Origin of the sequence: Bacteroides sp. AM23-12, assembly GCF_003434395.1 — a bacterium.
GTDB lineage: Bacteria > Bacteroidota > Bacteroidia > Bacteroidales > Bacteroidaceae > Bacteroides > Bacteroides thetaiotaomicron.
Window position 1 is genome coordinate 192,563 of record NZ_QTLF01000006.1, and the last position, 25,431, is coordinate 217,993.

22 protein-coding genes are annotated in these 25,431 nt (G+C 45.7%); 8 read left to right on the forward strand and 14 right to left on the reverse strand.

The annotated features are described in order from the left end of the window. Window positions 1-16 precede the first annotated feature (16 nt). Complete coding sequence (locus DW640_RS08540; RefSeq protein ID WP_008764168.1) at window positions 17-889, reverse strand: hypothetical protein; 873 nt, start codon at window positions 887-889, stop codon at window positions 17-19. Window positions 890-1,072: 183 nt separating this feature from the next. On the opposite strand from DW640_RS08540, the gene mdh reads away from it, so the two are divergent. After that, window positions 1,073-2,014 carry a malate dehydrogenase gene (gene mdh / locus DW640_RS08545; RefSeq protein WP_008760830.1) on the forward strand — a complete coding sequence of 314 codons (942 nt, stop codon included), beginning with the start codon at window positions 1,073-1,075 and terminating at the stop codon, window positions 2,012-2,014. Window positions 2,015-2,101: 87 nt separating this feature from the next. On the opposite strand, the gene DW640_RS08550 is transcribed toward mdh, so the two are convergent. From DW640_RS08550 to DW640_RS08570, 5 genes are read right to left on the reverse strand one after another with little or no spacing between them, the layout of a single operon-like run. After that, window positions 2,102-3,232: a VWA domain-containing protein gene (locus DW640_RS08550; RefSeq protein ID WP_117577832.1), complete on the reverse strand. Its 1,131-nt coding sequence runs from the start codon at window positions 3,230-3,232 to the stop codon at window positions 2,102-2,104. A gap of 10 nt (window positions 3,233-3,242) precedes the next feature. Further along, window positions 3,243-5,471: a DUF5682 family protein gene (locus DW640_RS08555; protein ID WP_117577834.1), complete on the reverse strand. Its 2,229-nt coding sequence runs from the start codon at window positions 5,469-5,471 to the stop codon at window positions 3,243-3,245. A 14-nt stretch (window positions 5,472-5,485) separates the two neighbouring features. Further along, window positions 5,486-6,565, reverse strand: a complete 1,080-nt coding sequence (locus tag DW640_RS08560) for an AAA family ATPase (RefSeq protein ID WP_008760828.1) — start codon at window positions 6,563-6,565, stop codon at window positions 5,486-5,488. Between the two features lie 18 nt (window positions 6,566-6,583). Next, window positions 6,584-8,059, reverse strand: a complete 1,476-nt coding sequence (locus DW640_RS08565; protein WP_117577836.1) for a DUF5691 domain-containing protein — start codon at window positions 8,057-8,059, stop codon at window positions 6,584-6,586. Continuing rightward, entirely contained in the window at window positions 8,046-9,374 is a 1,329-nt protein-coding gene (locus tag DW640_RS08570) for an SWIM zinc finger domain-containing protein (RefSeq protein WP_117577838.1), read from the reverse strand. Before DW640_RS08570 ends, DW640_RS08565 begins: the two co-directional genes overlap by 14 nt. A 236-nt stretch (window positions 9,375-9,610) precedes the next feature. On the opposite strand from DW640_RS08570, the gene DW640_RS08575 reads away from it, so the two are divergent. From DW640_RS08575 to DW640_RS08590, 4 genes are all read left to right on the forward strand, one after another. Continuing rightward, window positions 9,611-11,074 (forward strand): TolC family protein, encoded by a 1,464-nt coding sequence (locus DW640_RS08575; RefSeq protein ID WP_072066394.1) that lies wholly within the window; start codon window positions 9,611-9,613, stop codon window positions 11,072-11,074. A 78-nt stretch (window positions 11,075-11,152) separates the two neighbouring features. Beyond that, window positions 11,153-12,145 carry an HlyD family secretion protein gene (locus DW640_RS08580; RefSeq protein WP_008764160.1) on the forward strand — a complete coding sequence of 331 codons (993 nt, stop codon included), beginning with the start codon at window positions 11,153-11,155 and terminating at the stop codon, window positions 12,143-12,145. Window positions 12,146-12,147: 2 nt separating this feature from the next. Beyond that, window positions 12,148-13,329, forward strand: a complete 1,182-nt coding sequence (locus DW640_RS08585; RefSeq protein ID WP_008760823.1) for an ABC transporter permease — start codon at window positions 12,148-12,150, stop codon at window positions 13,327-13,329. Further along, entirely contained in the window at window positions 13,329-14,588 is a 1,260-nt protein-coding gene (locus DW640_RS08590; RefSeq protein ID WP_055298826.1) for an ABC transporter permease, read from the forward strand. The genes DW640_RS08585 and DW640_RS08590 overlap by 1 nt, the downstream gene beginning before the upstream one ends. Before the next feature lie 167 nt (window positions 14,589-14,755). Here the strand turns inward: DW640_RS08590 and DW640_RS08595 are convergent, their stop codons facing one another. Together DW640_RS08595 and DW640_RS08600 are read right to left on the reverse strand one after the other, a co-directional pair. Further along, window positions 14,756-15,313 carry a porin family protein gene (locus DW640_RS08595; protein ID WP_008764158.1) on the reverse strand — a complete coding sequence of 186 codons (558 nt, stop codon included), beginning with the start codon at window positions 15,311-15,313 and terminating at the stop codon, window positions 14,756-14,758. Between the two features lie 159 nt (window positions 15,314-15,472). Further along, complete coding sequence (locus DW640_RS08600) at window positions 15,473-15,706, reverse strand: hypothetical protein (RefSeq protein WP_061473357.1); 234 nt, start codon at window positions 15,704-15,706, stop codon at window positions 15,473-15,475. Here DW640_RS08600 and DW640_RS08605 point away from each other — a divergent pair. From DW640_RS08605 to DW640_RS08615, 3 genes are all read left to right on the forward strand, one after another. Then, complete coding sequence (locus DW640_RS08605) at window positions 15,705-16,070, forward strand: BlaI/MecI/CopY family transcriptional regulator (protein WP_054960127.1); 366 nt, start codon at window positions 15,705-15,707, stop codon at window positions 16,068-16,070. The genes DW640_RS08600 and DW640_RS08605 overlap by 2 nt on opposite strands. A gap of 17 nt (window positions 16,071-16,087) precedes the next feature. Beyond that, complete coding sequence (locus tag DW640_RS08610) at window positions 16,088-17,917, forward strand: M56 family metallopeptidase (RefSeq protein WP_117577840.1); 1,830 nt, start codon at window positions 16,088-16,090, stop codon at window positions 17,915-17,917. A gap of 144 nt (window positions 17,918-18,061) precedes the next feature. Then, entirely contained in the window at window positions 18,062-19,984 is a 1,923-nt protein-coding gene (locus DW640_RS08615; RefSeq protein WP_199610298.1) for a TlpA disulfide reductase family protein, read from the forward strand. 121 nt (window positions 19,985-20,105) lie between these two features. Here DW640_RS08615 and DW640_RS08620 read toward each other — a convergent pair whose 3' ends face one another. From DW640_RS08620 to xseA, 6 genes are all read right to left on the reverse strand, one after another. After that, a complete protein-coding gene (locus DW640_RS08620) occupies window positions 20,106-21,206 on the reverse strand; it encodes an Mrp/NBP35 family ATP-binding protein (RefSeq protein ID WP_055229262.1) in 1,101 nt (366 codons plus the stop codon). 82 nt (window positions 21,207-21,288) lie between these two features. Continuing rightward, the gene (gene trmB / locus DW640_RS08625) at window positions 21,289-22,047 is read right to left on the reverse strand and encodes a tRNA (guanosine(46)-N7)-methyltransferase TrmB (protein ID WP_008760816.1); all 759 of its coding nucleotides are present in this window, start codon (window positions 22,045-22,047) and stop codon (window positions 21,289-21,291) included. A gap of 110 nt (window positions 22,048-22,157) precedes the next feature. Continuing rightward, complete coding sequence (locus tag DW640_RS08630) at window positions 22,158-22,781, reverse strand: DUF975 family protein (protein WP_016269418.1); 624 nt, start codon at window positions 22,779-22,781, stop codon at window positions 22,158-22,160. A gap of 40 nt (window positions 22,782-22,821) precedes the next feature. Beyond that, window positions 22,822-23,841 (reverse strand): branched-chain amino acid aminotransferase, encoded by a 1,020-nt coding sequence (locus DW640_RS08635; RefSeq protein WP_117577844.1) that lies wholly within the window; start codon window positions 23,839-23,841, stop codon window positions 22,822-22,824. A 51-nt stretch (window positions 23,842-23,892) separates the two neighbouring features. Beyond that, on the reverse strand, window positions 23,893-24,099 hold the full coding sequence (xseB, locus tag DW640_RS08640) for an exodeoxyribonuclease VII small subunit (RefSeq protein ID WP_008760813.1): 207 nt from the start codon (window positions 24,097-24,099) through the stop codon (window positions 23,893-23,895). An 11-nt stretch (window positions 24,100-24,110) separates the two neighbouring features. Beyond that, window positions 24,111-25,364 (reverse strand): exodeoxyribonuclease VII large subunit, encoded by a 1,254-nt coding sequence (gene xseA / locus DW640_RS08645; protein ID WP_117577860.1) that lies wholly within the window; start codon window positions 25,362-25,364, stop codon window positions 24,111-24,113. Between the last annotated feature and the right edge of the window lie 67 nt (window positions 25,365-25,431).

The following is a 25,431-nucleotide window of genomic DNA, read 5'->3' on the forward strand; positions in this document are numbered from 1 at the left end:
CTTGAATTTATATCGGTTAGTCCAGCGTAAACTTCTGAGAGCCGATCAGATTTCCGCCCTCGAAGATATCCAAACGATAGTTTCCGGCATACAAAAACTCTTCCACATCCCAGAATACATTCACGTTCTGTTCCTCACCGTTGTATTCGATATACTTTTTGATGGAGTAAGTCAGTGTACGGTTTTCGTAAGAGAAAGTGTTGGATGCACTCTTGGTCAGTGCGTCATTATCCGGTTTGGTGATACGTATATAGATGGTACGTTCGCCATTCTCTGCCGTAATATTCTTCACGACTGTAAAGCTGATAGCCAGCTTCACGATGTCTTTCACTTTCTTTGCAACCTTCCCCCGTTTATTGCGCGGTTCGATACGGATATTGGTCACATCGAGCTGGGCAGCCAGTGTCACCTTCTTATCCAGATTCTCCTTTTCTTTGGAAAGTGTACTGATTTGCTGTGAAGCAGTGTTGTATTTCTGAGTAACGTCTGCAATCACCTGTTGCTGGCGCTTATTGATTCTGTCCAGTGAGTCTATCTGATTGACGTAGCCTACCAATATCTTACGCAAAGTGGCAAGCTCCTTTTTCAAACGACGGATTTCCGTTGCATTCGAGCTTTTCACGGTACGGAGTTCTTCGAGCAATCGTTGAGTTTTCAATTGTTCCTGCTCCAGCAACAGTGCGAGAGAGTCATTAGTTACCGTAAACTTTAACTCATCATACTTTTGCACAAACTGGCTATATTCATTCTCCAAATCTTCCTTATCCAACTGAAATTCCTGTACCAGCTCGCGATTGGCTTTCTTTTCAGTAAACAACAAATAAGTGATGCCGATAATCGCTATCACCAAAACAGCTACAGCTGCAATAAGAAGGCTTTTTTTGTTCATAGTTCCAATTGTTAATCGATAACGGGCACAAAAGTAATCATTTCGTAACAGAGTAACATAGTCTTGGGCATTTTCTTTAACGAAAATTATTACGGAAAAATTTCTTTAATTAGGATTATCGTTGTAATTTTGTCGCGCTAAAAAGCATGAAATAAATTATCAACTTTTTAAATATATAGTATTATGTCAAAAGTAACCGTAGTAGGCGCAGGTAACGTAGGTGCTACATGTGCAAATGTACTTGCTTTCAATGAAGTAGCAGACGAAGTAGTAATGCTGGACGTTAAAGAAGGCGTTTCAGAAGGTAAAGCAATGGATATGATGCAGACAGCTCAACTGTTGGGTTTCGACACAACTGTAGTAGGCTGCACTAACGACTATGCTCAGACTGCTAACTCTGACGTTGTTGTAATTACTTCAGGTATTCCTCGTAAACCGGGTATGACTCGCGAAGAACTGATCGGTGTAAACGCTGGTATCGTTAAATCAGTGGCAGAAAACATCTTGAAATATTCTCCCAATGCAATCCTTGTTGTTATCTCTAACCCGATGGATACAATGACTTACCTGTCATTGAAAGCTCTGGGCTTGCCGAAGAACCGCATCATCGGTATGGGTGGCGCACTGGACAGCTCTCGTTTCAAATATTTCTTGTCTCAGGCTTTGGGCTGCAACGCCAACGAAGTAGAAGGTATGGTTATCGGTGGTCACGGTGATACTACTATGATTCCTTTGACTCGCTTCGCTACTTACAAAGGTATGCCTGTAACTAACTTCATCTCTGAAGAAAAACTGAACGAAGTGGCTGCTGCTACTATGGTAGGTGGTGCTACTCTGACTAAGTTGCTGGGTACTTCTGCATGGTATGCACCGGGTGCAGCAGGAGCATTCGTAGTTGAATCTATCCTTCACGACCAAAAGAAGATGATCCCTTGTTCAGTATATCTGGAGGGAGAATACGGTGAATCAGACATTTGCATCGGTGTTCCTGTAATCCTTGGCAAGAACGGTATCGAAAAGATCGTTGAACTGGATCTGAACGCTGACGAAAAAGCTAAGTTCGCTGCCAGCGCAAAAGCTGTTCACGGAACAAACGCCGCTTTGAAAGAAGTAGGCGCTCTGTAATTAGCAATCCCCTTACATTTATATAAGCTAAGAAAGGCTGTCCTTCGCTATGAGGGACAGCCTTCTTTCTTTTCTATCCAATAGTTGTCATTCACTCTTTACATTCTGAGAAACCCACATTCCAATGTCCTGTTTACTCAAAGCAGCCGCCATAAGGTCCGGAAACTTATCGGGAGTACAGGCAAATGTCGGCACCCCTATGGAAGCGAGAAACTCAGCATGCCCCTTGTCGTAGGACGGAGCACCGTCATCGTTCAACGCCGGAAGGGCAATCAACTGCACACCGCTATTGACCAACGAGACAAATTTCTTTCTCATTTCTCTGGAGTCTCCTCCTTCGTAAAGGTCAGTCACCAACACCATCACCGTGTCCTGCGGACGGGTAATGACTCCCTGACAATAAGTCAGCGCACGGGCTATATCGGTTCCTCCCCCGAGCTGTACCCCGAAAAGCAGATCCACGGGATCTTGCAAATCATCCGTCAGATCAACGACTGCCGTATCAAAAACCACCATACGGGTAGATACCGCCGGAATGGATGCCAACACAGAACCGAATATGCCGGAATAAATGACCGACGTCCCCATAGAACCGCTTTGATCCAGACACAGGATAATGTCTTTCATCGCTTTCCGTTTACGCCCATAACCAATACGGATTTCGGGAATAATCGTCTTATAGTCCGGTTGGTAGTTTTTCAGGTTCTTGGTAATGGTCGTTTTCCAATCTATCTCATTGTAACGCGGGTTCCTGCGACGGCTGGAACGGTTCAAAGCACCGGTTACCGCCTGTTGCGTAGGAGCCGACAGTTTGCGAAGCAACTCCTCAACCACCTTGCGGACTACCTGGCGTGCCATCTCCTTATTCTTTTCAGGAATCACCCGGCTTAACGACATCAGGGTGGCAACCAGATGAACATCGGGGACGACCGTTTCCAGCATTTCTTTTTCGGTAAGCAGACTGGTCAGATTCAGACGTTTTATAGCATCCCGCTGAATCACTTGTACCACTGTCTGCGGAAAGAACTCACGGATATCTCCAAGCCATCGGCTTACTTTGGGAGCCGAGGAACCCAGCCCCCCTCTTCTGTCACTATCATATACAGCTTCCAGAGAATGGTCTATCCGCTGTTCTTCCAGATTCAATGTCACGCCTGTACCGTCAGCCTCATCGCCGCCCAGTATCAGACGCCACCTTTTCAGTAATTCTTCTTCCATCTTCTTTCCTTTACTTTGTTTCCAGTCCCAATAATTGACGAATCACGGGGATTACCTTCTTTGCTTCTTCCCGATTCAGACACTCATTCTCCGTTACCGAAGCTCCTACGGCAGATGATGTGCCCGTAGAATCCGTACGACGGGCTTTCTCACCCAGCTTACGGCGTTCGGCAGAGGTAAATTCGCTGAAAGTACGCCTCAATACAGGCAACAATTCCATAAATGTTTCTTTGTCCTGCGAACATACCCAGTTATTCACCAAATTCCAGAGACGGTCGTCCAGCAACAGGATCGAACCGGATGAACGTAAAAAGCCTTCGAACCAGTATACCATATCTGCCGGAGCATTGCCAACAGAAGAATAAAAACTAAGTGTCGTCTCCATCTCCTCTGCGGAGATTTCCCCTTTGTCATTCAGCAGACGGGTAGCATAACCGGACAACAACGGATGCACATTGGCAGAAGAACGTACCTGACCGATGAAATTGCGCCACATCAGGTTCAGTTCTTCCCGATTCAGAATGGAGAGCGCATAGTCCGTGGCAACCAATTTATTCAGAAGATCACCGGCAGCCTCTTCATCGATATTGATACACACCAATACACCACCCGCAAGAATACGAGCAATCATGGCTTCGAGCATATCACCGACCTTCGAGAAATCAAGATCACGCACGTTTCCGTAACGGACGATATTCACCAGATCGGGGACCGCCTCCATCATTTCCAGAATATCGGTAGAAGCAGCCGAAAGACGGTCCAACTGTACGGTCATCGCTTCTACCAGCGCCGGAAGATCGGCGGGGAGGACCGTACTCAACAAAGCTGTCAGTTCCGGGATATGCTGAATCTCCGCCATCTGTTTCAACAGATATTTCTGCGTAGCTTCCATCACCGTGTTTCCCCAGATAGCCTGTTCAATGATTTGGATGATTTGTTCCGGTTTGTGATACAAGGTCCATTTTTCCTTGAAAGTACCTTTCCCGTCTATCCGTCCGAGGATAGTCCAGTCGATGCCCAGCAGTTGCAGGCGATGGAAGAAGATACTTCGCTCCAGATCATTCGGCTTGCGGAGGTCTAATATCAGTTCTTTGATCTCGGCGGTGAACGGAACACGCAGACGTTTCTGTATTTTCTCCACGTCTACCAGCAGAGGTACTTTGGGAACGTCATCAGGTACACTTCCCAAGCGGTTGCTGATGATCAGTTCTTCTTTGATAATCTGCAACAAAATATCATCTCCGAAGCCCATCACCGTAGTGACAGCTTCGTTATATTCATTCAGAGAAGGATAAGGCAGATCTCTCAAAGCAGCCGTCACCTGTGCCAGACGGACGGTTTCAATAACATGGGCTACCGAGATATCCATATTCTTCTGCCGCAACAGAGAGGCGATCCGGCTCACCCAAAGCGTGCCATCATCCTCCGGATGATGCCAGAGATAATGATACCAGCCCGGAGATTCGATTCCCGCACCATACCCGCTGCGGAAAGCAAGCCGGTCATACGTCCACGGAATCCATGTACATTCTACCTTTACTTTGGGAAGTCCCTTCAGTAGTTCATTATCGTCCTTTACTTTGGGCATATCGTCCAGTGCGGGTACATGCCATGCACCACAGACGACGACAATGCGTTCGAAATTCTCCTTCTGTGCCGCACGTATCATTTTACGCATCCACGCTTCACGTATCAGGTCACGCGGAGAGGTGTGCCCCGGAAGTTCTTCCCGGAGAGCAGTCACAGCCTCTTGTACCGCCTGAAAAATATCGGCAGGTTCTTGCCGGTGTTCAATCATAGTTTCCCACCAGGATTCACCATCAGTAAATCCTGCGGCATGAGCCAGCCAGTCGAACGGGTCGCCGGCTTCTGCGACTTCAGCGGTCGTTTCCGTCTCCTGTTCAGAGGTCTTTTCTGTCCGAAGAGCCAGCGAATAGATCAGAGGCAAGTCGAAAAAGCGGAAAGGTATCCGGTTCTGTACGGCATAACGCATCGCCTGCCACTCGGGCGAGAACTCCGCAAAAGGGTAGAACACTGCATTCTGAGGCTCGTCCGGCTGGTATGCCAGCAAAGCTACCGGAGGCGTCATCTGCGGATTTTCCACACAGGCCAGCAGCGCTTCGGCTTCTGCCGGACCTTCTACCAGAATCAGATCCGGTTGCAGTTCCTGCAAGTAGTTCAGCACATTGCGGCACGAGCCGGGACCGTGATGCCTGATGCCTAGTAAATGAATAGCCATTTCTTCCTTTCTTTTTAAATCATATCCCTTGAAGCACGGTAAATATCTTTCCAGCCGTCCCGATTCTTCACGACCGTTTCCATATATTCCTGCCAAACGACTTTATCCTGTACGGGGTCTTTGACCACTGCACCCAAAATACCGGATACGAGATCTTCGGCATGAATTTCTCCGTCACCGAAATAACCTGCCATCGCCAGTCCATTGTTTACCACCGAAATAGCCTCTGCCGTGCTAAGCGTTCCGCTCGGAGTCTTCAGTTTCGTCTTACCGTCGGCAGTGGCGCCCTGACGAAGTTCACGGAAGATAGTAACGACACGGCGAATCTCCTCCAAAGCAGGCTTTTCAGCCGGGAGCTGCATTACTTTCTCAAAGCTCTCTACCCGTCGGCGCACAATATCTATTTCTTCATCAATAGAATCCGGCAAGGGAAGAATGACCGTATTGAAACGGCGTTTCAAGGCGCTTGACAGATCATTGACTCCCTTATCCCGATTATTAGCAGTAGCGATGATATTGAAACCGCGGATTGCCTGTACTTCTGTATTCAGCTCCGGAATGGGCAATGTCTTTTCAGAAAGAATGGTGATCAGTGTATCCTGCACATCGGAACCGATGCGTGTCAGCTCCTCAATACGGCCTATCTTACCTTCCTGCATAGCTTTCATTACCGGAGTTTGCACCAATGCCCCCACACTCGGACCTTCCGCCAGCAAACGGGCATAGTTCCACCCATAACGGATCGCTTCTTCACCGGTGCCGGCCGTCCCCTGCACTATCAAAGTGGAATCACCGGAAATAGCAGCGGCAATATGCTCGCTCACCCAGCTTTTCGCAGTTCCGGGCAGTCCGTAAAGCAGTAGCGCACGGTCGGTGACAAGGGTTGCCACAGCTATTTCCATCAGACGACGGTTACCTATATATTTAGGAGAAACTTCAAATCCGTTTTTCAATTTACCGCCCATCAGGTAGGTAACCACTGACTGCGGAGACATCTCCCAATTCTCCGGAACGGGATTTGTTTCATTCTGTTTCAACTCGTGAAGTTCTTCTGCAAATTGCTGTTCAGCATGTTGCCTTAATAAAGTGCTCATATCTTCTTTCTGTTTTTATTAGTCATTATTTAATAAGGTATCTATTCTCTGCTTCAAATCCATGTATTCCATCATCAACCGGGAAAAACGGGTGGAGGTATTATTCTCTTGTGCGGCCATTGAAAGCGCTGTCTGTTCGATGGGTTTTCTCATCTCGGACGGGAAGTATAATGCCAGTCGTTCGGCTGTCTCCTTAGGGAGATAGTAATTATTCCGAAGCATCCGCTGGAATACACGGGTGGAGAATTTCATTCCCCATCCAGTGCCGTCTTCGTTGAACCAGCTATCCGGAATATAGCCGCCTCTCTCTGACTGAAAAGCTATTTCCTCACGTTGGGAGGAAGGCAATAAACCCATCAACGCGTCCGCCATTTTTTCATCCGCATTCTCCTTCAAGGTATGATATGCCCAACCGGAGTCGCTGAAATTCAGGATCGGTTTCGACAGGTCGAACAGTTTCTGAAAAGGAGGGTTCTTCGCCAGTTTGCTAGCAGCCTTCTCCGGCGGACAGTCATAAAACTCACTCCAGAAACTTAATGGAACACGTTCCGCCAACTGGCGTAACAAGAAACGATCATCCTTCTCGTTTTTATTGGAACTCACCTCTTCAAGTCCCAGTTTCTTCATTTCAGGGGTAAATTCAATCTTATCATACGACCATCCCAAAAGGAAATTGAAATGTAATTTCCCCCGCAATAATTCTTCGTATATTTTCACCAGTTCGGAGTCCGGCAGGCTACACAATAATCGCCGGGCCGTTTCTTTGACATTACTGCTCCGATCGGTCGCCACGATCTCTTGCAGGAATGCTTCGTCTGATTTACTCAACCCCCACCGCAAACACTGAATCAGTTCATCCCGATGGGCAGCCGACTCATTCTTCAGTTCGGTCTGCAATAAGGCAAGCCCCTGCTCCGGACTATTTTTCCGCAGGTTAGTCAACATTCGTTTCCGTTCTTCGTGAGAGGCAGTTTCCCAAGTTTCGTTGCCGGATTCTCCCCATACAGGAAATCCCATTTGCGGAAGAAGCCAACGTCCTCTTTGCCCTGCCAGCAGAGACAGCCAGTGCTGTTCCTCATACCTGTAGGGATTATTCCGGTCAAAAGCTCTTCGCAATAAAGTTTGCAGATAGGCAGGAGGGATCAATTTTCCTTTGTCGGCAGCTCTCCGGTAAGCATACAGCAAAAGATACTGATTTTTATTGAGATACAGGGAAGTAAGCAACTCTCCCACTTCACGGAGGAAGTAAGGTTTGTCTTCTTCCGGAGCTTCTGTCACATTTGTAACTCCTGCAATGGATTGCGCCTCCACTCCGGCACGTGCAAAGGCAAAGCCCAAAGCGGACTGCTGATAGAAGAGAGCTTCCGCATCCTCTGCTTTCGCCTGAATGTCGCGGAGGGCTTCTTGCAACTCTTCCGGAAAATCAGTCGTTATCAGTTCACGGGTGGCAGTGCCAAGCAATGCCACATTGATGATATGATCAGTTAAGTTCATCTTTCCAAAAATAAAATTCAGATTGATACCAGATTGTTTTCAATTCACAGGAAACGGCGTCTGCCAGCAAAAAAGCCGAGAAGGGTTTTCCGCCTGTTATAGCCAGTATATCAACACGTGCAGTCTCTTCGATATGCACCGGAACAGCCACGCCTCCGGCATCCTGCAGATAGTGCGTATTTCCGCTTGTTACCAGTCTGACATTGTCCACCAAGAGAGGAACTTCCTCCGCAAACGGATGAGTCTGTATAACTGCTCTGTAAGATTGCATGGCAACCGGTATATCGGCACACAATGAAGGCAGGAAGGTACTATCCAGCCATTTCATATTTTGGGGTAGGGCACGCAAGGCAGCAACGCCCTGATAAAAATACAACTCTCCTTCATAGACGCCACCGGGAACCAGATTAAATTCCGGCAACGCTCCGGGAGCCAGAAAGTTTAAATAGAGGGCCATACGGTGACTGGACTTCCCGTACAACCAGAAAGTTTCTGTCCGCAGCTCATTTATCTTCCGGCTTCTGGTATGCAAAACGATCCATTGGTCTGCCACCGGTACGCCGGACATCACTTCTTCCTTCGCCTGCGGATATCCAACCTGAGTACGGATTTCCGTTTGCCACTCAGCAGAAAGAGAATCCAGATTTTTATAACTTTCTGTCAGAAGATACAGTTTACTCAATTTGTCGGTAAGCTCATATTTCCAACTGTCTGTATAGTAATTGATTTCCTGTAGCGATCGTAACCTGCCCGCCAATCCGCCAGCCTGTGCATCAATCATCCTGCGGGATATGGGTTCAAATAGTGTATGTGCTCTTTCCGGGATATTCAGCAGCCCGTTGCGGAGCAAGTCTTTCATCCAGATCTGAAGATCATCAATTCCGGCCAATACCTTCTGATGACGCACGGCCTGCCTCTTGGCCTGTGCCGCTTCATCCACCGGAGTTTCCGATTTCTCTTTCTGCTCTTTCTTCTCCGCCTTCTCTTCACGTTTGGAGAGCCATGCCGTTACCCAGTCCGGTTCCTCCGCTTCCTTGAAAAGATCAGCATGGGAAGCATACATAAATAAAAGCCCCAACCCATGTTTACACGGAAACTTACGGCTGGGACAAGAACATTTGAATGCAATATTCTTTGTATCAACTACTGTTTGATAAGGCGTTTTTCCACTTCCTTGGCAGTGTCCCCAGATGGCGCGGTCACTATGCTCCAGAAGTACCCACTTAGTCCGGTTCGCCAGCCCTTTTCCTGCTTTGACAGACGCAGCGTCCGGAGCGAGTTGAGTGATTTGTTCTTCTGTCAGATTTAATAACATTATAGTATGTTTATCATGTTTCAAAATGCAAGTATAGCATATTTTCCAAAGAGAAGCATTTAAAAAAAGCTAATTCATTTTGCGTTTTCACAGAAAGCACATACATTTGCATCGTTGTTTATGCAATTATTGTTTAAGTCAACAAGTACAAAAAAATGAACTATTTCAATAAACAATTTATATGATAACGGGGTTATTTAAAAAAGAAGTATCACCTTATTAATATGTAAGATGCGATGAAAAAACTATTTCTTCTGACAATTCTGTTGAGCCTGACTTTTATAGTAAAAGCGCAAAGCTTCCTAAGCCTAGATAGTTGCCGCGCATTAGCTCTTGCCAACAACAAAGATCTGTTGATAAGCAATGAAAAAATAAATGCCGCTCATTATCAGCACAAAGCTGCATTTACCAACTACCTGCCCAGTTTCTCGGCTACGGGAACTTACATGAGAAATCAAAAAGAATTTTCATTATTGAACAATGACCAGAAAGCGGCGCTTTCGGGATTGGGGACCAATTTGGCCGGTCCGATACAACAGACGGCTACAGAGATTGCTACCGCACACCCGGAGTTGAGACCGCTTATCGCTTCTTTAAGTGAAAAGTTAGGAGCTGCCTTGCCCGCCCTCGACCAGGCAGGAAACTCACTGGTGAATGCGCTCCGCACAGATACAAGAAATGTATATGCAGGTGCCATCACGCTGACACAGCCATTATACATGGGCGGCAAAATCCGTGCATATAATAAAATCACAAAGTATGCCGAAGAATTAGCGCAACAGCAACATCAAGGAGGCATGCAGGAGGTTATCATGAGCACTGACCAGGCTTACTGGCAAGTCATATCCTTAGTGAACAAGAAGAAACTGGCCGAAGGCTATCTCAAACTTTTGCAGCAGCTGGACAGCGATGTGGAAAAGATGATTGCCGAAGGAGTTGCCACAAAAGCCGACGGTTTGTCCGTACGTGTGAAAGTCAACGAAGCGGAAATGACACTGACTAAAGTGGAAGACGGATTAAGCCTGGCCCGAATGTTGTTGTGTCAACTATGTGGCATTGATCTCAGCTCTCCTATCACGTTGGCAGACGAAAATATGGAGGACATTCCACTGCTCACACCAGAGACCCACTTCGACATGTCCACCGCTTACGCCAACCGTCCGGAGATACGCAGTCTTGAACTGGCTACTCAGATTTATAAACAGAAAATAAATGTTACCCGCGCCGAACATCTTCCGTCCATTGCGTTGATGGGAAATTATATGGTGACCAATCCTTCCGTATTCAACAGCTTTGAGAATAAATTCAAAGGAATGTGGAATGTGGGCGTTATGGTACAGATACCTATCTGGCATTGGGGGGAAGGCATTTACAAGACCAAAGCCGCCAAGGCAGAAGCACGAATCGCACAATATCAGCTTCAGGATGCGAGAGAAAAGATCGAATTGCAAGTTAACCAATCCGCTTTTAAAGTAAAGGAAGCCAGCAAAAAACTGGTAATGGCAACCAAGAATATGGAAAAGGCTGACGAAAATCTCCGTTATGCCACCTTAGGCTTCAAAGAAGGGGTCATTGCCACCAGCAATGTCCTGGAAGCACAAACAGCATGGCTGTCCGCCCAATCGGAAAAGATTGACGCACAAATCGACGTGAAGCTGACGGAGATTTATCTGAAGAAGTCTTTGGGAACGCTGAAATAATGGACAGTTGACTATTGACAATTAAAGACTGAGGTATTCAATCAATTTATTATTCGTAATTTATAATTCATCAATAATATGGCACCTATAAAATCACAAAACAGCAATATGCTGCTTGCATTTCTTACTTTACTGGGAGTTATTGCAATCGTTGCAGTCGTTGGCTTTTTCATGCTCCGCAAAGGTCCTGAAATTATTCAGGGGCAGGCTGAAGTTACCGAATACCGCGTTTCAAGCAAAGTTCCGGGACGTATACTGGAATTTCGTGTGAAAGAAGGACAAAGCGTAAATGCCGGAGATACACTGGCTATTCTAGAAGCCCCCGATGTAGTGGCTAAAATGGAGCAGGCACGTGCCGCCGAAGCTGCCGCTCAGGCACAAAACGAAAAAGCAATCAAAGGTGCACGTGAGGAACAGATTCAGGCAGCCTATGAAATGTGGCAGAAAGCTCAGGCCGGTGTTACAATTGCCGAGAAATCATACAAGAGAGTCAAGAACCTGTATGAACAAGGAGTGATGCCCGCACAAAAGCTGGACGAAGTAACCGCACAACGCGACGCTGCCATCGCTACTGAGAAAGCTGCCAAAGCACAATATACTATGGCAAAGAACGGTGCGGAACGTGAAGACAAGATGGCTGCCGAAGCGTTGGTGAACCGTGCCAAAGGAGCTGTTGCCGAAGTAGAATCTTACATTAAGGAAACCTATCTGATTGCTCCGGCTGCCGGAGAAGTTTCCGAGATTTTCCCGAAAGTAGGCGAACTGGTAGGCACAGGTGCTCCTATCATGAACATAGCCGAACTCAATGATATGTGGGTAACTTTCAACGTACGCGAAGACTTGCTCAAAAACCTGACTATGGGAGCAGAATTTGAAGCTGTTGTCCCCGCGCTGGATAATAAAACAGTCAGACTCAAAGTATACTATCTGAAAGACTTAGGTACTTACGCCGCCTGGAAAGCAACCAAAACTACCGGTCAGTTCGACCTGAAGACATTTGAAGTCAAAGCTTCTCCGATGGAAAAAGTGGAAAATCTTCGTCCGGGTATGTCCGTTATCATTAACAAATAATCATGAAAGAGAGAAAGAAGAAATATGTAGCCTTATGGCAAGTCATGCAGAGGGAGTGCAGGCGGTTAGTATCACGCCCGCTCTATCTCTTTTGCATGGTCATCGCTCCATTGTTCTGCTACCTATTTTTCACGACCCTGATGGATTCGGGACTTCCGCAGAATCTTCCGGCGGGCGTGGTAGACATGGATGATTCGTCTACTTCACGCAACATTGTCCGCAATCTGGATGCTTTCTCGCAAACAGGTGTCGTAGCTCATTACAGCAATGTGACGGATGCGCGTATCGCTGTGCAGGAAGGCAAGATCTACGGTTTCTTCTATATCCCGAAAGGCTTGTCGGCAGAGGCACAAAGCCAACGGCAGCCCAAAATCTCTTTCTACACCAATTACTCCTATCTGATTGCGGGTTCTTTACTATTCAGAGACATGAAAATGATGGGAGAACTCACCGCCGGCTCTGCGGCAAGGAGCGTACTATATGCCAAAGGAGCTACGGAAGATCAGGCAATGGGCTTCCTGCAACCGATCGTGATTGACACGCATCCACTGAACAATCCGTGGCTGAACTATTCGGTATACCTCTGCAATACACTGATACCGGGAGTACTCATGCTGCTCATCTTCATGGTCACCGTTTATTCTATCGGTGTAGAAATCAAAGACCGCACTGCCCGTGAGTGGTTGCGAATGAGTAACAATTCCATTTACATTGCTTTGGCAGGCAAACTGCTTCCGCATACGGTGGTCTTTTTCATAATGGGGATATTCTATAATGTATACCTGTATGGTTTTCTGCATTTCCCCTGCAACAGTGGCATCTTCCCGATGATATTCGCCACGCTCTGCCTTGTATTGGCATCCCAGTGTTGCGGCATCGTCATGATAGGTACACTGCCTACACTCCGCCTCGGATTAAGTTTTGCCTCCTTGTGGGGAGTGATTTCATTCTCCATCTCTGGTTTTTCTTTTCCGGTGATGGCAATGAATCCTGTTTTGCAGGCCTTGAGCAACCTGTTTCCGTTACGTCATTATTTCCTGATTTATGTAGATCAGGCGCTCAACGGATACAGCATGGCTTACTCATGGTCCAACTATATGGCATTATTAATATTCATGATGCTTCCCTTCTTTGTGGTTCACCGCTTGAAAGAAGCATTGGTTTACTATAAATACATACCCTGATGAAAGATATAAAATTTAAAGACAAGATAGCCCAAGGCATCAACGACCTGTTTTATATCTGGAAGCGCGAGTTTCAGACAACTTTCCGCGACCAGGGGGTACTGATTTTCTTTATCCTCGTCCCACTGGGCTATCCGTTACTGTACAGCTTTATCTATGACAATGAAGTGGTACGAGAAGTTCCGGCCGTTGTAGTCGATGACTCTCATTCATCCCTGAGCCGCGAATATCTCCGGAAGGTGGATGCCACACCGGACATTCAGATTGTTGCCTATTGTGCCGATATGGAAGAAGCCAAACAAATGCTGAAGAACCGGCTTGCATACGGCATCATCTATATCCCATCTGATTTCAGCGACAACATCGCCAAAGGGAAACAGACGCAAGTCAGTATCTATTGCGACATGAGCGGATTGCTGTACTATAAATCCATGCTGATCGCCAATACGGCCGTATCACTGGATATGAATAAAGATATAAAGATCGCGCGTAGCGGGAACACGACCGAGCGACAGGACGAAATCACCGGTTATCCGATAGAATATGAAGAGATTTCCATCTTTAATCCTACAGCGGGTTTTGCCGCTTTCCTGATTCCTGCCGTATTGGTGCTGATCATACAGCAGACGCTATTGCTCGGAATCGGACTGGCAGCAGGAACTGCCCGGGAAAACAACCGGTTTAAAGACCTTGTACCCATCAACCGGCATTATAACGGAACGTTGCGAATTGTACTTGGCAAGGGGCTAAGTTACTTCCTTGTGTACGTACTGGTATCATTTTACGTGCTGCATATCGTGCCAAGACTATTCAGCCTCAACCAGATCGGGCAACCCGGTTCACTAGTATTATTCGTCGCCCCCTATCTGGCAGCCTGCATTTTCTTTGCAATGACCACCTCCATCGCCATTCGCAACCGGGAAACCTGTATGCTGATTTTTGTATTCACCTCCGTACCGTTGCTGTTTATTTCCGGTATTTCGTGGCCGGGAGCTGCCATTCCTCCGTTCTGGAAATATGTTTCTTACATTTTCCCGTCCACATTCGGCATCAATGGCTTTGTGAAGATCAATAATATGGGAGCTACCTTAAGCGAAGTCGCCTTTGAATATAAAGCTTTGTGGATACAAGCAGGCATTTATTTCCTCACCACTTGCTGGGTATACCGCTGGCAAATACTGATGAGCCGGAAACACGCCATAGAGAGATATAAAGAACTGAAAGAAAAAGAGAATCTGGCCAAACAGATGACCGATTGAGACAATTAAGAGAGAGAGTTTAGTACGATGTGTGCTTCTTCGGAAGTATACATCGTTTTTCTTTATAGGAAGAGAAGTTTCTTTATGGGAGGAAATGAAAAAGTCCTCCGCTCCATCTATTGGGCAGAGGACTTTATGAATGGTATTATAAAGAGAATATAATTCAATTAGAATTTGTAACCTACTCCGATAGAGAAGTTGATGTTCTTAGGAGAGCCGTCACCATCGTACATCTTAACTAATCCGAATTCACCGGATAAGTCAACAAAGAACCGATTGATTTCATAAGCAACACCCATACCTAGACCAAAATCAAATCTTTTCGCTGCATCATCACCAAAGAAATCACTTTTAACGCCAGCTATCTTGTATTTACCGGCAATACCACATGCCAGATACGGACCGGCTTTTACAACTACATTTTGTCCGTCTACCACAGCAAATCTTGCAGCAGCCATTACCGGCAGTTCCAGGTACATCGGATTAGCCTTGATATCACCCAGTTTTGCACCTTTCTGAGTAAACATCAACGAAGGCTGAATAGACCACATATCAGTAAACTGATACTCCATTCCCACTCCAACATTAAAACCTACTCTCATGTCCGTATCAGCGTCTCCTGTGAAATTACTCATGTTCATACCTACTTTAGCATTCCAGGAAATCTGAGAATAAGAAACGATAGAAACAAGTGCAAACAGCACAAAAATCAAACCTTTTTTCATATCAGTCATTTTTTAGTTCGCCTCCCTCTTCCCTCCGGGCTGCATAGTTAATAGCTTCATTATCGAGTACGGGGAATCTTTCAAGCTTTGCCTTGTGCTGAAACGCACTCTCCTTTTATTAACATACGTTTTATACTCTACAAAAGTATTTCATTTATTTTATATAAAAAAGCCACGATAGGCTTTTTGTTCACCTAAATGTCCTAAAGATTGTTTATTTGGATGAATATAACGTTTATCCACATTATTTTCATGCTTACGAGAATCAGGGGCTTTTACCCACAAATCACCCCATCCCAAACAGGCATTTACAATATTTAACCGACTAGCTATTGCTTTATTACGAAATATTCGTAGCTTTGCGAAAGAATCGTAATTAAACATCATCTCCATGGAAAAGTTAACTATACAAGAAGAAGAAGTAATGATCTACATTTGGGAGTTACAAGACTGTTTCGTAAAGGACATCGTATCCAAGTATCCGCAACCGGCACCACCTTATACCACCGTTGCGTCCATCGTGAAAAATCTCGAACGGAAAGGATACGTTAAATCGAAACATATAGGAAACACCTACCAGTATACTCCCTCTATTCGTGAAAATGAATACAAACGCCACTTCATGAGTGGAGTTGTCCGCAACTATTTCGAGAACTCCTATAAGGAAATGGTTTCTTTCTTTGCAAAGGACCAGAAGATATCTACGGATGACCTTAAGGACATTATCGACCTGATAGAGAAAGGAAAAGAAAAATAAACTGAAACTTTATCGATATGACTCCGGAACTTGCCTATTTCTTAAAGATAAACGTAGCCATCGCATTGTTCTACGCTTTCTATCGGTTGTTTTTTCATAAAGACACCTTCTTCCACTGGCGACGGACCGCTCTGTTATGCTTCTTTGGCATCTCTCTGCTCTATCCCTTACTGAATATTCAAGAGTGGATAAAGGAGCAGGAGCCGATGGTGGCAATGGCAGATCTTTATGCTACGATCATACTTCCGGAGCAAATCATCGAGGCACCACAGGAAACAACGGCCAATTGGCAGGAGCTAATCCCACAAATTCTGGGATTTATCTACTGGACCGGTGTATTACTTCTTACCCTACGCTTCCTGATCCAGCTGGGCAGTATCATACGATTGCATTTCCTATGCCCGAAAAGCACGATACAAGGATCACGTGTACACATATTGAAGAAAGGTACAGGACCCTTTTCCTTCTTCCACTGGATATTCATACATCCGGAATCGCATACAGAATCCGAGATCAGCGAAATAATCACGCATGAAGAGACTCATGCCCGCCAATATCACTCAGCAGATGTACTCGTCAGCGAGATCATATGTACTTTCTGCTGGTTCAATCCCTTCGTCTGGCTGATGAAACGGGAAGTCAGAGGTAATCTGGAATACATGGCAGATCACCGGGTATTAGAGACGGGACATGATAGTAAATCATACCAGTACCACTTGCTGGGACTGGCACATCACAAGGCTGCAGCAAATTTATCTAATAGTTTCAATGTTTTACCACTTAAAAATCGTATCAAAATGATGAATAAACGAAGAACCAAAGAAATAGGAAGGACTAAATATCTGATGTTCCTTCCCTTGGCTGCCCTGTTGATGATTATCAGCAACATCGAAGTAGTAGCTCGTACAACGAAAGAATTTGCCAAAGAAATGATGGCAGCACCGGAAGAACAAGGTGTTTCGCAAACCGAACTCGCCAATGGTCCGGAACTTCCCGATGGAATGACGGGAGTAGCAACATTACAGGATAAAAAAGGAACGCAGAAAACAAAAGAGGTAGCTCCTCCTCCCCCTCCGGCAGCCGTTAAAAGTGCTACTGTAAACGATTCTGTCGTATTTGAAGTTGTAGAAGAAATGCCCGACTTCCCCGGTGGACAATCAGCACTGATGGAATATCTCGCCAAGAATATCAAATATCCGGCAACAGCTCATGAAAATGGAAAGCAAGGACGTGTGATTGTCAGTTTTGTCGTTAAAAAAGACGGAAGTATCAGCGATACTAAAGTAGTTCGAGGCGTAGACCCCTATCTTGACAAGGAAGCTGAACGTGTGATTACCGCCATGCCTAATTGGAAACCCGGCAAGCAAAGAGGACAAGCTGTGAACGTAAGATTTACGGTTCCCGTAACTTTCCGTCTGTCCGGTCCGGAACCTGCAAAACCAGCGGAAACTCCCGAAGCAATAGCGATAGAAAAGTTTGAAGAAGTCATAGTAACCGGCTATGGTCCTAAAGAAGATACGCCCAATAATGAACCAACTTTCAAAGTCGTAGACGAGATGCCTAAATTCCCAGGAGGACAGGAAGGATTAATGCGCTATTTAGCCAAAAATATAAAGTATCCGGTTATGGCCCAGCAGAATAAGGAACAAGGAAAAGTGCTGGTACAAATTATTATAGGAAAAGACGGTAACGTGTCGAATATAAAAATATTAGAAGGTGCGTCGGCATGGTTGGACGCTGAAGCGATTCGTGTAGTGCGGGGTATGCCTAAGTGGGAACCGGGAAAACAGAACGGACAAGCCGTTGCCGTAGAATATACATTCCCTATTACATTCCGACTTCAATAAGCAAAACCGAAAATATCATTATTCCCCTAACAAATAAATAACAGAAAAAAGGAGCAATCGTAAACGATTCTGCTCCTTTTTCTGTTTTCGCATAGATAATTACAATAATATGATTACATTTGTTGGAGATAAAAGCCTAATCGTATGAAAAGATTCGCATTAATGATAAGTTTGCTGCTAAGCATACTTTGTATGACACAAGCTAAAGACAGAATCGTAGAACGTCCTCCCTTTTTAGCTCAGAGTTCCTCAAGTATAGAGATAGACAAAATTGTCATGAGTGACACAGTCACCACTGTGTATATCAAAGCTTTCTATCGGCCCAAATACTGGATAAAGATCGCAACCGGCAGTGTACTGAAAGACAACAATGGCAACCTATACCCTGTCCGGAAGGGAATCGGCATTACGCTGGACAAAGAGTTCTGGATGCCCGAGTCCGGCGAAGCCGAATTCCAATTAACTTTCCCCCCCATTCCTCAAAACGTGACTTGCCTGGATTTCTCTGAAGGAGACTTTGAGGGTGCATATAAGATATGGGGCATACAGCTGGACAAGAAAACATTCAGCAAGTTCAAACTGCCAAAAGACGTTACAGTCACCAAAGCAGACCATAAAACGACGCTGCCCGAACCAGTCGTTAAATACGCCAAAGCAATTCTCAAAGGAAGAATCCTTGACTACCAAAAAGGGATGCCCAACAAAGGCAGTCTTTATTTTCAAGACGTAATAAGAGACGAAGCTCAGGAAGGAAAAATCCGCATCCAGGATGACGGAACGTTTTATCATGAGATGAATGTCTTCATGGTCACCCCATGCATGATCAGGTTTCCTTTTGGAGCTGTCAGCTACTTATTAGCACCGGGGGAAACCACTTCGGTCGTTATCAATCTTCGCGAAAATGCCCGCAAGCAGTCACATCTCCGTCAAGCAGAAAAGCCATACGGAAAAGAAATCTATTACGGAGGATATTTAGCCGGAGTACAGCAAGAGCTGGCAGATCATCCTATGAGTTTCAGTTTCACTGAAGGCAATAGTTATGAAGAATACCAACAACAGATTAAAAAGCTGAATGGTAAAACAGCTGAAGAATATAAAGCTCAAATACTTGCCCGACTCCCTGAGTTCAGAAAACAAATCACACAGTCGAAAGGAAGCCCTGCATATAAGGAGATTATTAATACAGACCTCGAATTGTCTGCCGCACTAAAGATTATCGAAACAGAAAGGAACTTGAAATTAGCTCATATCATGACGAATGGGCTGGAAGGAGAAAAAGCAAATAAATACTATGCCGAGACTAAGATTGATATTCCGCAAGGATATTATGAAAGTCTTCAGGACTTCACGTATATCCTTTCACCTAAAGCCTGTTACAACAGCAGATACCCGATACTATTTGACATCATACGCCGTATAGGCATAGATGATAAGATTCTTAAGAGCCTGAGCAATCATACAGCTGCCAGTTACTTAACGCAAAATCTGAAGGCACAGATGATTGGAGTCTCCATGAGAGATCTCAATCCACTTAACGATAAGCAAAAGGCAGAACTGGCAACGATGCCCGCAGCATACAACGACATGGCTCTGGCTATGAACAACGACCTGCTGAAACAAATAGAAATCAACAAGAAGAAAACAGGCTTCACCGTTAATGAGACAGGAGAAGTATCGAATGAAGATTTATTCCCTTCCATTATCTCCAAATTCCGGGGACATACGCTGTTAGTTGACTTTTGGGCAACGTGGTGTGGTCCATGCCGGTCTGCCAACAAACAGATTCTTCCGATGAAAAAAGAACTGAAAGACAAAGACATCATCTACCTTTACATCACAGGTGAAACGTCTCCGCTGGGAACCTGGAAAAACATGATTCCTGACATTCACGGAGAACATTTCCGTGTGACGGATGAACAGTGGAGCTATCTGCGCGAGAAGTTCAGTATCCGGGGCGTTCCTACTTACTTTGTCATTGACAAAGAAGGAAACATCACTTATAAACAAACCGGATTCCCCGGAGTGGATACCATGAAAGAACAATTGATGAAAGCATTGGAAAAGTAGAATCACCAATCGCAAGGTAGCAACAAGCTATACCAATATATACCATAAGATAAAACAACCTCCCGATGACAGACAAAAGTACATCATCGGGAGGTTTCATATTTAAAGTAAATAAGAGCACTTATTTGTGCATCTCTACAATCTTAGTCGGAGCCATCTCCACATTCCGGCGATCTACCTGACGAACTACGCTGGCAGCCAATGACAAGAAAGCGCGACCGGTTACCGTATCTTCATCCAGCGCCACCGGAGTACCATTGTCCCCACCTTCGCAGATACTTTGTACAATAGGAATCTGACCGAGCAGAGGCACATTCATTTCTTCCGCCAGTTTCTTGGCCCCTTCCTTACCAAAGATATAGTACTTATTCTCCGGCAGTTCGGCAGGCGTAAACCAAGCCATATTCTCAACCAGTCCTAAAATAGGCACATTCACTTTATCATTCGTAAACATATTGATTCCCTTGCGGGCATCCGCCAACGCTACCGCCTGCGGAGTACTAACAACAATTGCCCCCGTCATTGCCAACGTCTGGACAACAGTCAGATGAATGTCACTTGTGCCGGGAGGAAGGTCAATCAGGAAATAATCAAGATCCCCCCAGTCGGCATCGCCAATCAGCTGCTTCAATGCGTTGCTCGCCATACCACCACGCCAGAGTGTAGCCTGATCCGGATCAACGAAGAAACCGATAGAAAGCAGTTTTACACCGTATTTCTCTACCGGAATAATCAAGTCACGTCCATTGATCTTTTCCGCATACGGACGGGCATCTTCCACCTGAAACATCTTCGGCATGGAAGGACCGAAAATGTCAGCATCAAGCAAGCCGACCTTGTAGCCCAATTTAGCCAAAGCCACCGCCAAATTTGCAGATACGGTAGATTTGCCTACCCCTCCCTTACCGGAAGAGATACCAATTATATTCTTTACTTGCGGAAGCAGTTTGCCCACTTCCGGACGGGCTGCCTGCTTGCTTTCCGTTGTTATAGTTACCTGTACATCTGGTGACACATATGTATGGATAGCTGTTTCAGCAGCCTTCAACATTGATTTCATGAACGGATCGGTCGGCTTTTCAAATATCAACGAAAAGCTGACTGCCATGCCATCAATGCGGAGATTGTCGGCGACCATCTCCGCTTCCACCAGATTCTTTCCCGTACCGGGATAACGCACCGTTGCCAGCGCATCCAATATTAATTTCGGATAAAGAGCCATAATTAGTTCAGAATTGAGAGTGGAAAGTTAAGAACTCCACTCAATTACTATTTATTACTTATTACTTGTCACTTATTACTTATCATTTGCTCGTTTGCAGTCCGCTCCGCTTGCTACGGTTATAGCTACGGTACGGATCAAGTTCTATTTCCACATCCGGTTCCTGCAAAACTCCCTCTTGCGGAAGGCGGAACTTGATATATTTGATATTTAAACCACGATCAAGCCATTGTTGTTCATAGTAAGTCTTAATACTCAGGATATCGTCTACCAAATCCGAATGATACAAATCTTCGGTGATAAACTCGACAGGAAACTGATTGGCTTCTATCATGTACTTTGTATAGGTGAACATAAAGTTACTGTCGGTTTTCAGATGGATGATTCCATCCGGTTTCAGGAATTTACGGTAGCGCTCCATGAAGTAAGTGGAGGTCAGACGCTTGGTAGCCTTTTTCATCTGCGGATCGGAGAAGGTCAGCCAGATTTCACTGACTTCACCTGCTGCAAAAAAGCGTTCGATAATCTCGATATTTGTACGCAGGAAAGCGACATTCTTCATTCCTGCCTGCAAGGACTCCGTGGCGCCTGTCCACATTCTGGAACCCTTGATATCAACTGCTATAAAGTTCTTATCGGGAAACATCCGGCCCAGTCCGACGGTATATTCACCCCGTCCGCAACCCAGTTCGAGCACGATCGGATGATCATTTCCGAAAAACTCCTGATGCCATTTTCCCTTCATGTCAAAAGGCACATTATCCACCGCCGAATAAGGATATTCGAACACATGCGGGTAACTCGCCATATCGGCAAACTTCTCTAATTTATTCTTTCCCATCTCATTACTGATTAGGACGCAAAGGTACTTACTTTTGGCGTAAACTACAAAAATAAATGGAGTACAGATTGCTCCGTACTCCATTCTATAGAATGATATTTATTCGCTTATCAGTTTTCTACAGTTACTTCTACATTGATATTAATACCACCCTGCTGAGCTTTCAAATCTTCATAGAAAGCAGCGTGAGATACTTGCATGTAGGGTTGCAAAACGAAGAATCCGATACCGAAAGTAAAGAGGCAAAGGATAGCCCAACCGATGAAGCTCAAATCAAGCAGGAACAATTTCATCTTGTTGCCTTCCATCATTGCCATACTTCTTTCAATGGCAGCATTGTTACACAATTCAGATTCGTCTTTCAGAATATAGTCCGTCATCGCATAAGAATAATGCTTAATGATACCCGGAATCAACAACAGCAATGACCACAGGAAAGTATAAACAGCCTGCAGCAGTTTAGTAGTCAAGATACGACTATATTCCTGAAATCCTGCAAACAACACTCCCAGATCAACCTCTTCCGCTCCTCTGAATACAGCCAGCATCAAAATAGCAAAGCCGTATGCAACAGGCAGTCCGACCAACAAAGACCCGATCCATCCAATAAAAGGAATGGAAGACAAACCACCGGCGATAGCCGAATAAATAAGAGCAGCAACGGCTGCCATAGGCCACTTTCCACGAAGGGCTTCACGTGCTTGAGCACGCAACTCTGAATTTTGTTTCAACATAGTAATTACGCAATTAAAAGAGATTATACTTAAAGATCAATTATTCCACAATCGTCACCCAACCATGTGTATCCGGTTCGTCACCGTACTGAATGCCACGCAACTTATTATACAGTTTCGTGCAGACCGGTCCCGGCTTGCCGTCCTTAGAGATAACATATGACTTTCCGTTCTCCAGGTCATCAATACGCTGAATCGGGCTGATTACCGCAGCCGTACCGCAAGCGCCCGCTTCTTCAAACGTTTCCAGTTCTTCTTCCGGTATCGGACGGCGTTCTACCTTGATGCCCATATCTTCTGCCAACTGCATCAGACTCTTGTTGGTGATCGAAGGCAGGATAGAAGATGATTTCGGAGTAATGTACGTATTATCTTTAATTCCGAAGAAGTTGGCTGCGCCACACTCGTCGATATATTTCTTTTCTTTTGCATCCAGATAAAACTCGCAGGAATAGCCCAGATCGTGCGCTTTCTTGTTGGCACGCAGACTGGCCGCATAGTTACCGCCTACCTTGTAGATACCCGTTCCATGAGGAGCGGCACGGTCGAACTCGCGGATAATCACATACGGATTGGTAGAGAAACCACCTTTGAAGTAAGGGCCTACCGGAGTTACAAATACCACGAACATATATTCTTCGGCAGGATGTACGCCTACCTGGGCACTTGTTCCGATCAGTAACGGACGAATGTATAGAGAAGCACCGGTTTCATAAGGCGGAATGAAACGTTCGTTCAGCTTTACAACTTTCAGAATCGCTTCCTTGAAACGTTCGGTCGGCAGTTCGGCCATCAGAATGCCCTGACAAGTAGATTGCAGACGTACCGCATTTTCTTCCAGACGGAAGATACGTACTTTACCGTCTTTGCCGCGGAAAGCCTTCAAACCTTCAAAAGCTTCCTGACCATAGTGCAGACAAGTAGCTGCCATGTGCAGATTGAGATGTTCATCACTGCTGACTTCCAGTTCGCCCCATGCGCCGTTACGGAAATTGATTCTCACATTGTAATCTGTCTTCATGTATCCGAACGACAGATTCGCCCAGTCTATTTCTTTCATATCGTTATGTATTAGTTTATTTTACGCTTTGATTCGCAAAAATAACTTTTATTATTCAGACTGCCGCCTTTCTTGCAACAATTTTTCGACTTCCCGATCCGCTTTTGTCAGTTTCTCGGTGCAAAAGGCAATAATTTCATTGGCTTCTTTTATTTTTTCGCTCAAAGTGTCGATATCCAGTTCGTTGTTGTCTATCTGACGGACTATCTTCTCAAGACGCTCCATTGCCTGAGAGTATGTTTCTTTTTTAGCTGCCATATTTATTGTATTTAAGATGAATAATAATGCTCATCGAGCCGGACTTCGGAAGTGAAACTTCCCTTAGCCAGACGGGTCACTAACTGGTCTCCGGGGTTCAGCGAAGCGGCATCCGTGACCGCTTTTCCGTCTTTCAGCGTGATGCTATATCCACGACTCAGCAGTTTGTCGGGAGAAGCATCCGCCACACGTTGCCGCAAAAGTTCCAGTCGGTGACGATGACGGGACAACAGGGTCTGAGTGGCTTGCGCCAAGTCTTTTCCGGCTGCCAGCAAGGCAAAGCGGGCATCTGTAAGTTTTCGGTGAACAAGGTTCGGGATGCGGGTCTGAATCATTCCCAGCCTCCGTCCTTCCTGTTCGAGCAGGGCATACGCCCCTTGTTGCAGACGGGCGGATAACTCTTCCAGATGATCTGCCGATTCGGTGATCCGGTGAATCAGAAGTTCGGCAGCAGCTGTCGGAGTCTTCACCCGGGTATGTGCCACAGAGTCGAGCACCGTATCGTCCCGCTCGTGACCGATACCGGTGATGACGGGCAACGGGAACTGGGCACAAGCGGCCGCCAAGAGGTACGTATCAAAACCGGATAAATCCGAAGTCGCCCCTCCGCCTCGTATGATAACCACTACATCAAACTCGTTCACCCGGTCATTGATGCGATCCAATGCAGCCAATACGGACTCTTCCACCTGATTGCCCTGCATCAACGCCGGAAACAGTTCGGTATAGAAAAAGAATCCGCCAGAATTGTGCTGCAACTGATGACAGAAATCTCCATATCCGGCTGCGGTGGCAGAGGAAATGACCGCTATACGTTGAGGAAGAACCGGCATTTCCAATTCTTTATTCAAAGTCAGTACTCCTTCTTCTTCGAGTTGCATGAGTATCTCACGACGGCGGCGGGCCATATCGCCCAGCGTATAGGCAGGGTCGATATCGAGAACAGTCAGACTGTAACCGTAGAGTTCGTGAAACTGGACTGTTACTTTCACCAGGACTTTGATGCCGGAAGCAAATAACTGTCCGGTAGTTTCCTCAAAGTAAGGTTTCAGCAAGCGGTAGATATTACTCCAGATCATACCCCGTGCCTTGGCTACGAGATTGTTGCTGCGCGGGTCTTTCTGCACAAACTCCAGATAGCAGTGTCCGGTAGTGTTGGAACGGACATCGCTCAGTTCTGCCTGTATCCAATATTCATCGGGCAGGCATTGCTCCAGACTTCGCCGGACAAGCGCGTTTAGCTCTAGTAGGGAAAGAGAATCCATAGGCATAATTAACGATAAATGAATGACACATTTCTATAATGAGATGCGAATTTGATATAGCCTAACA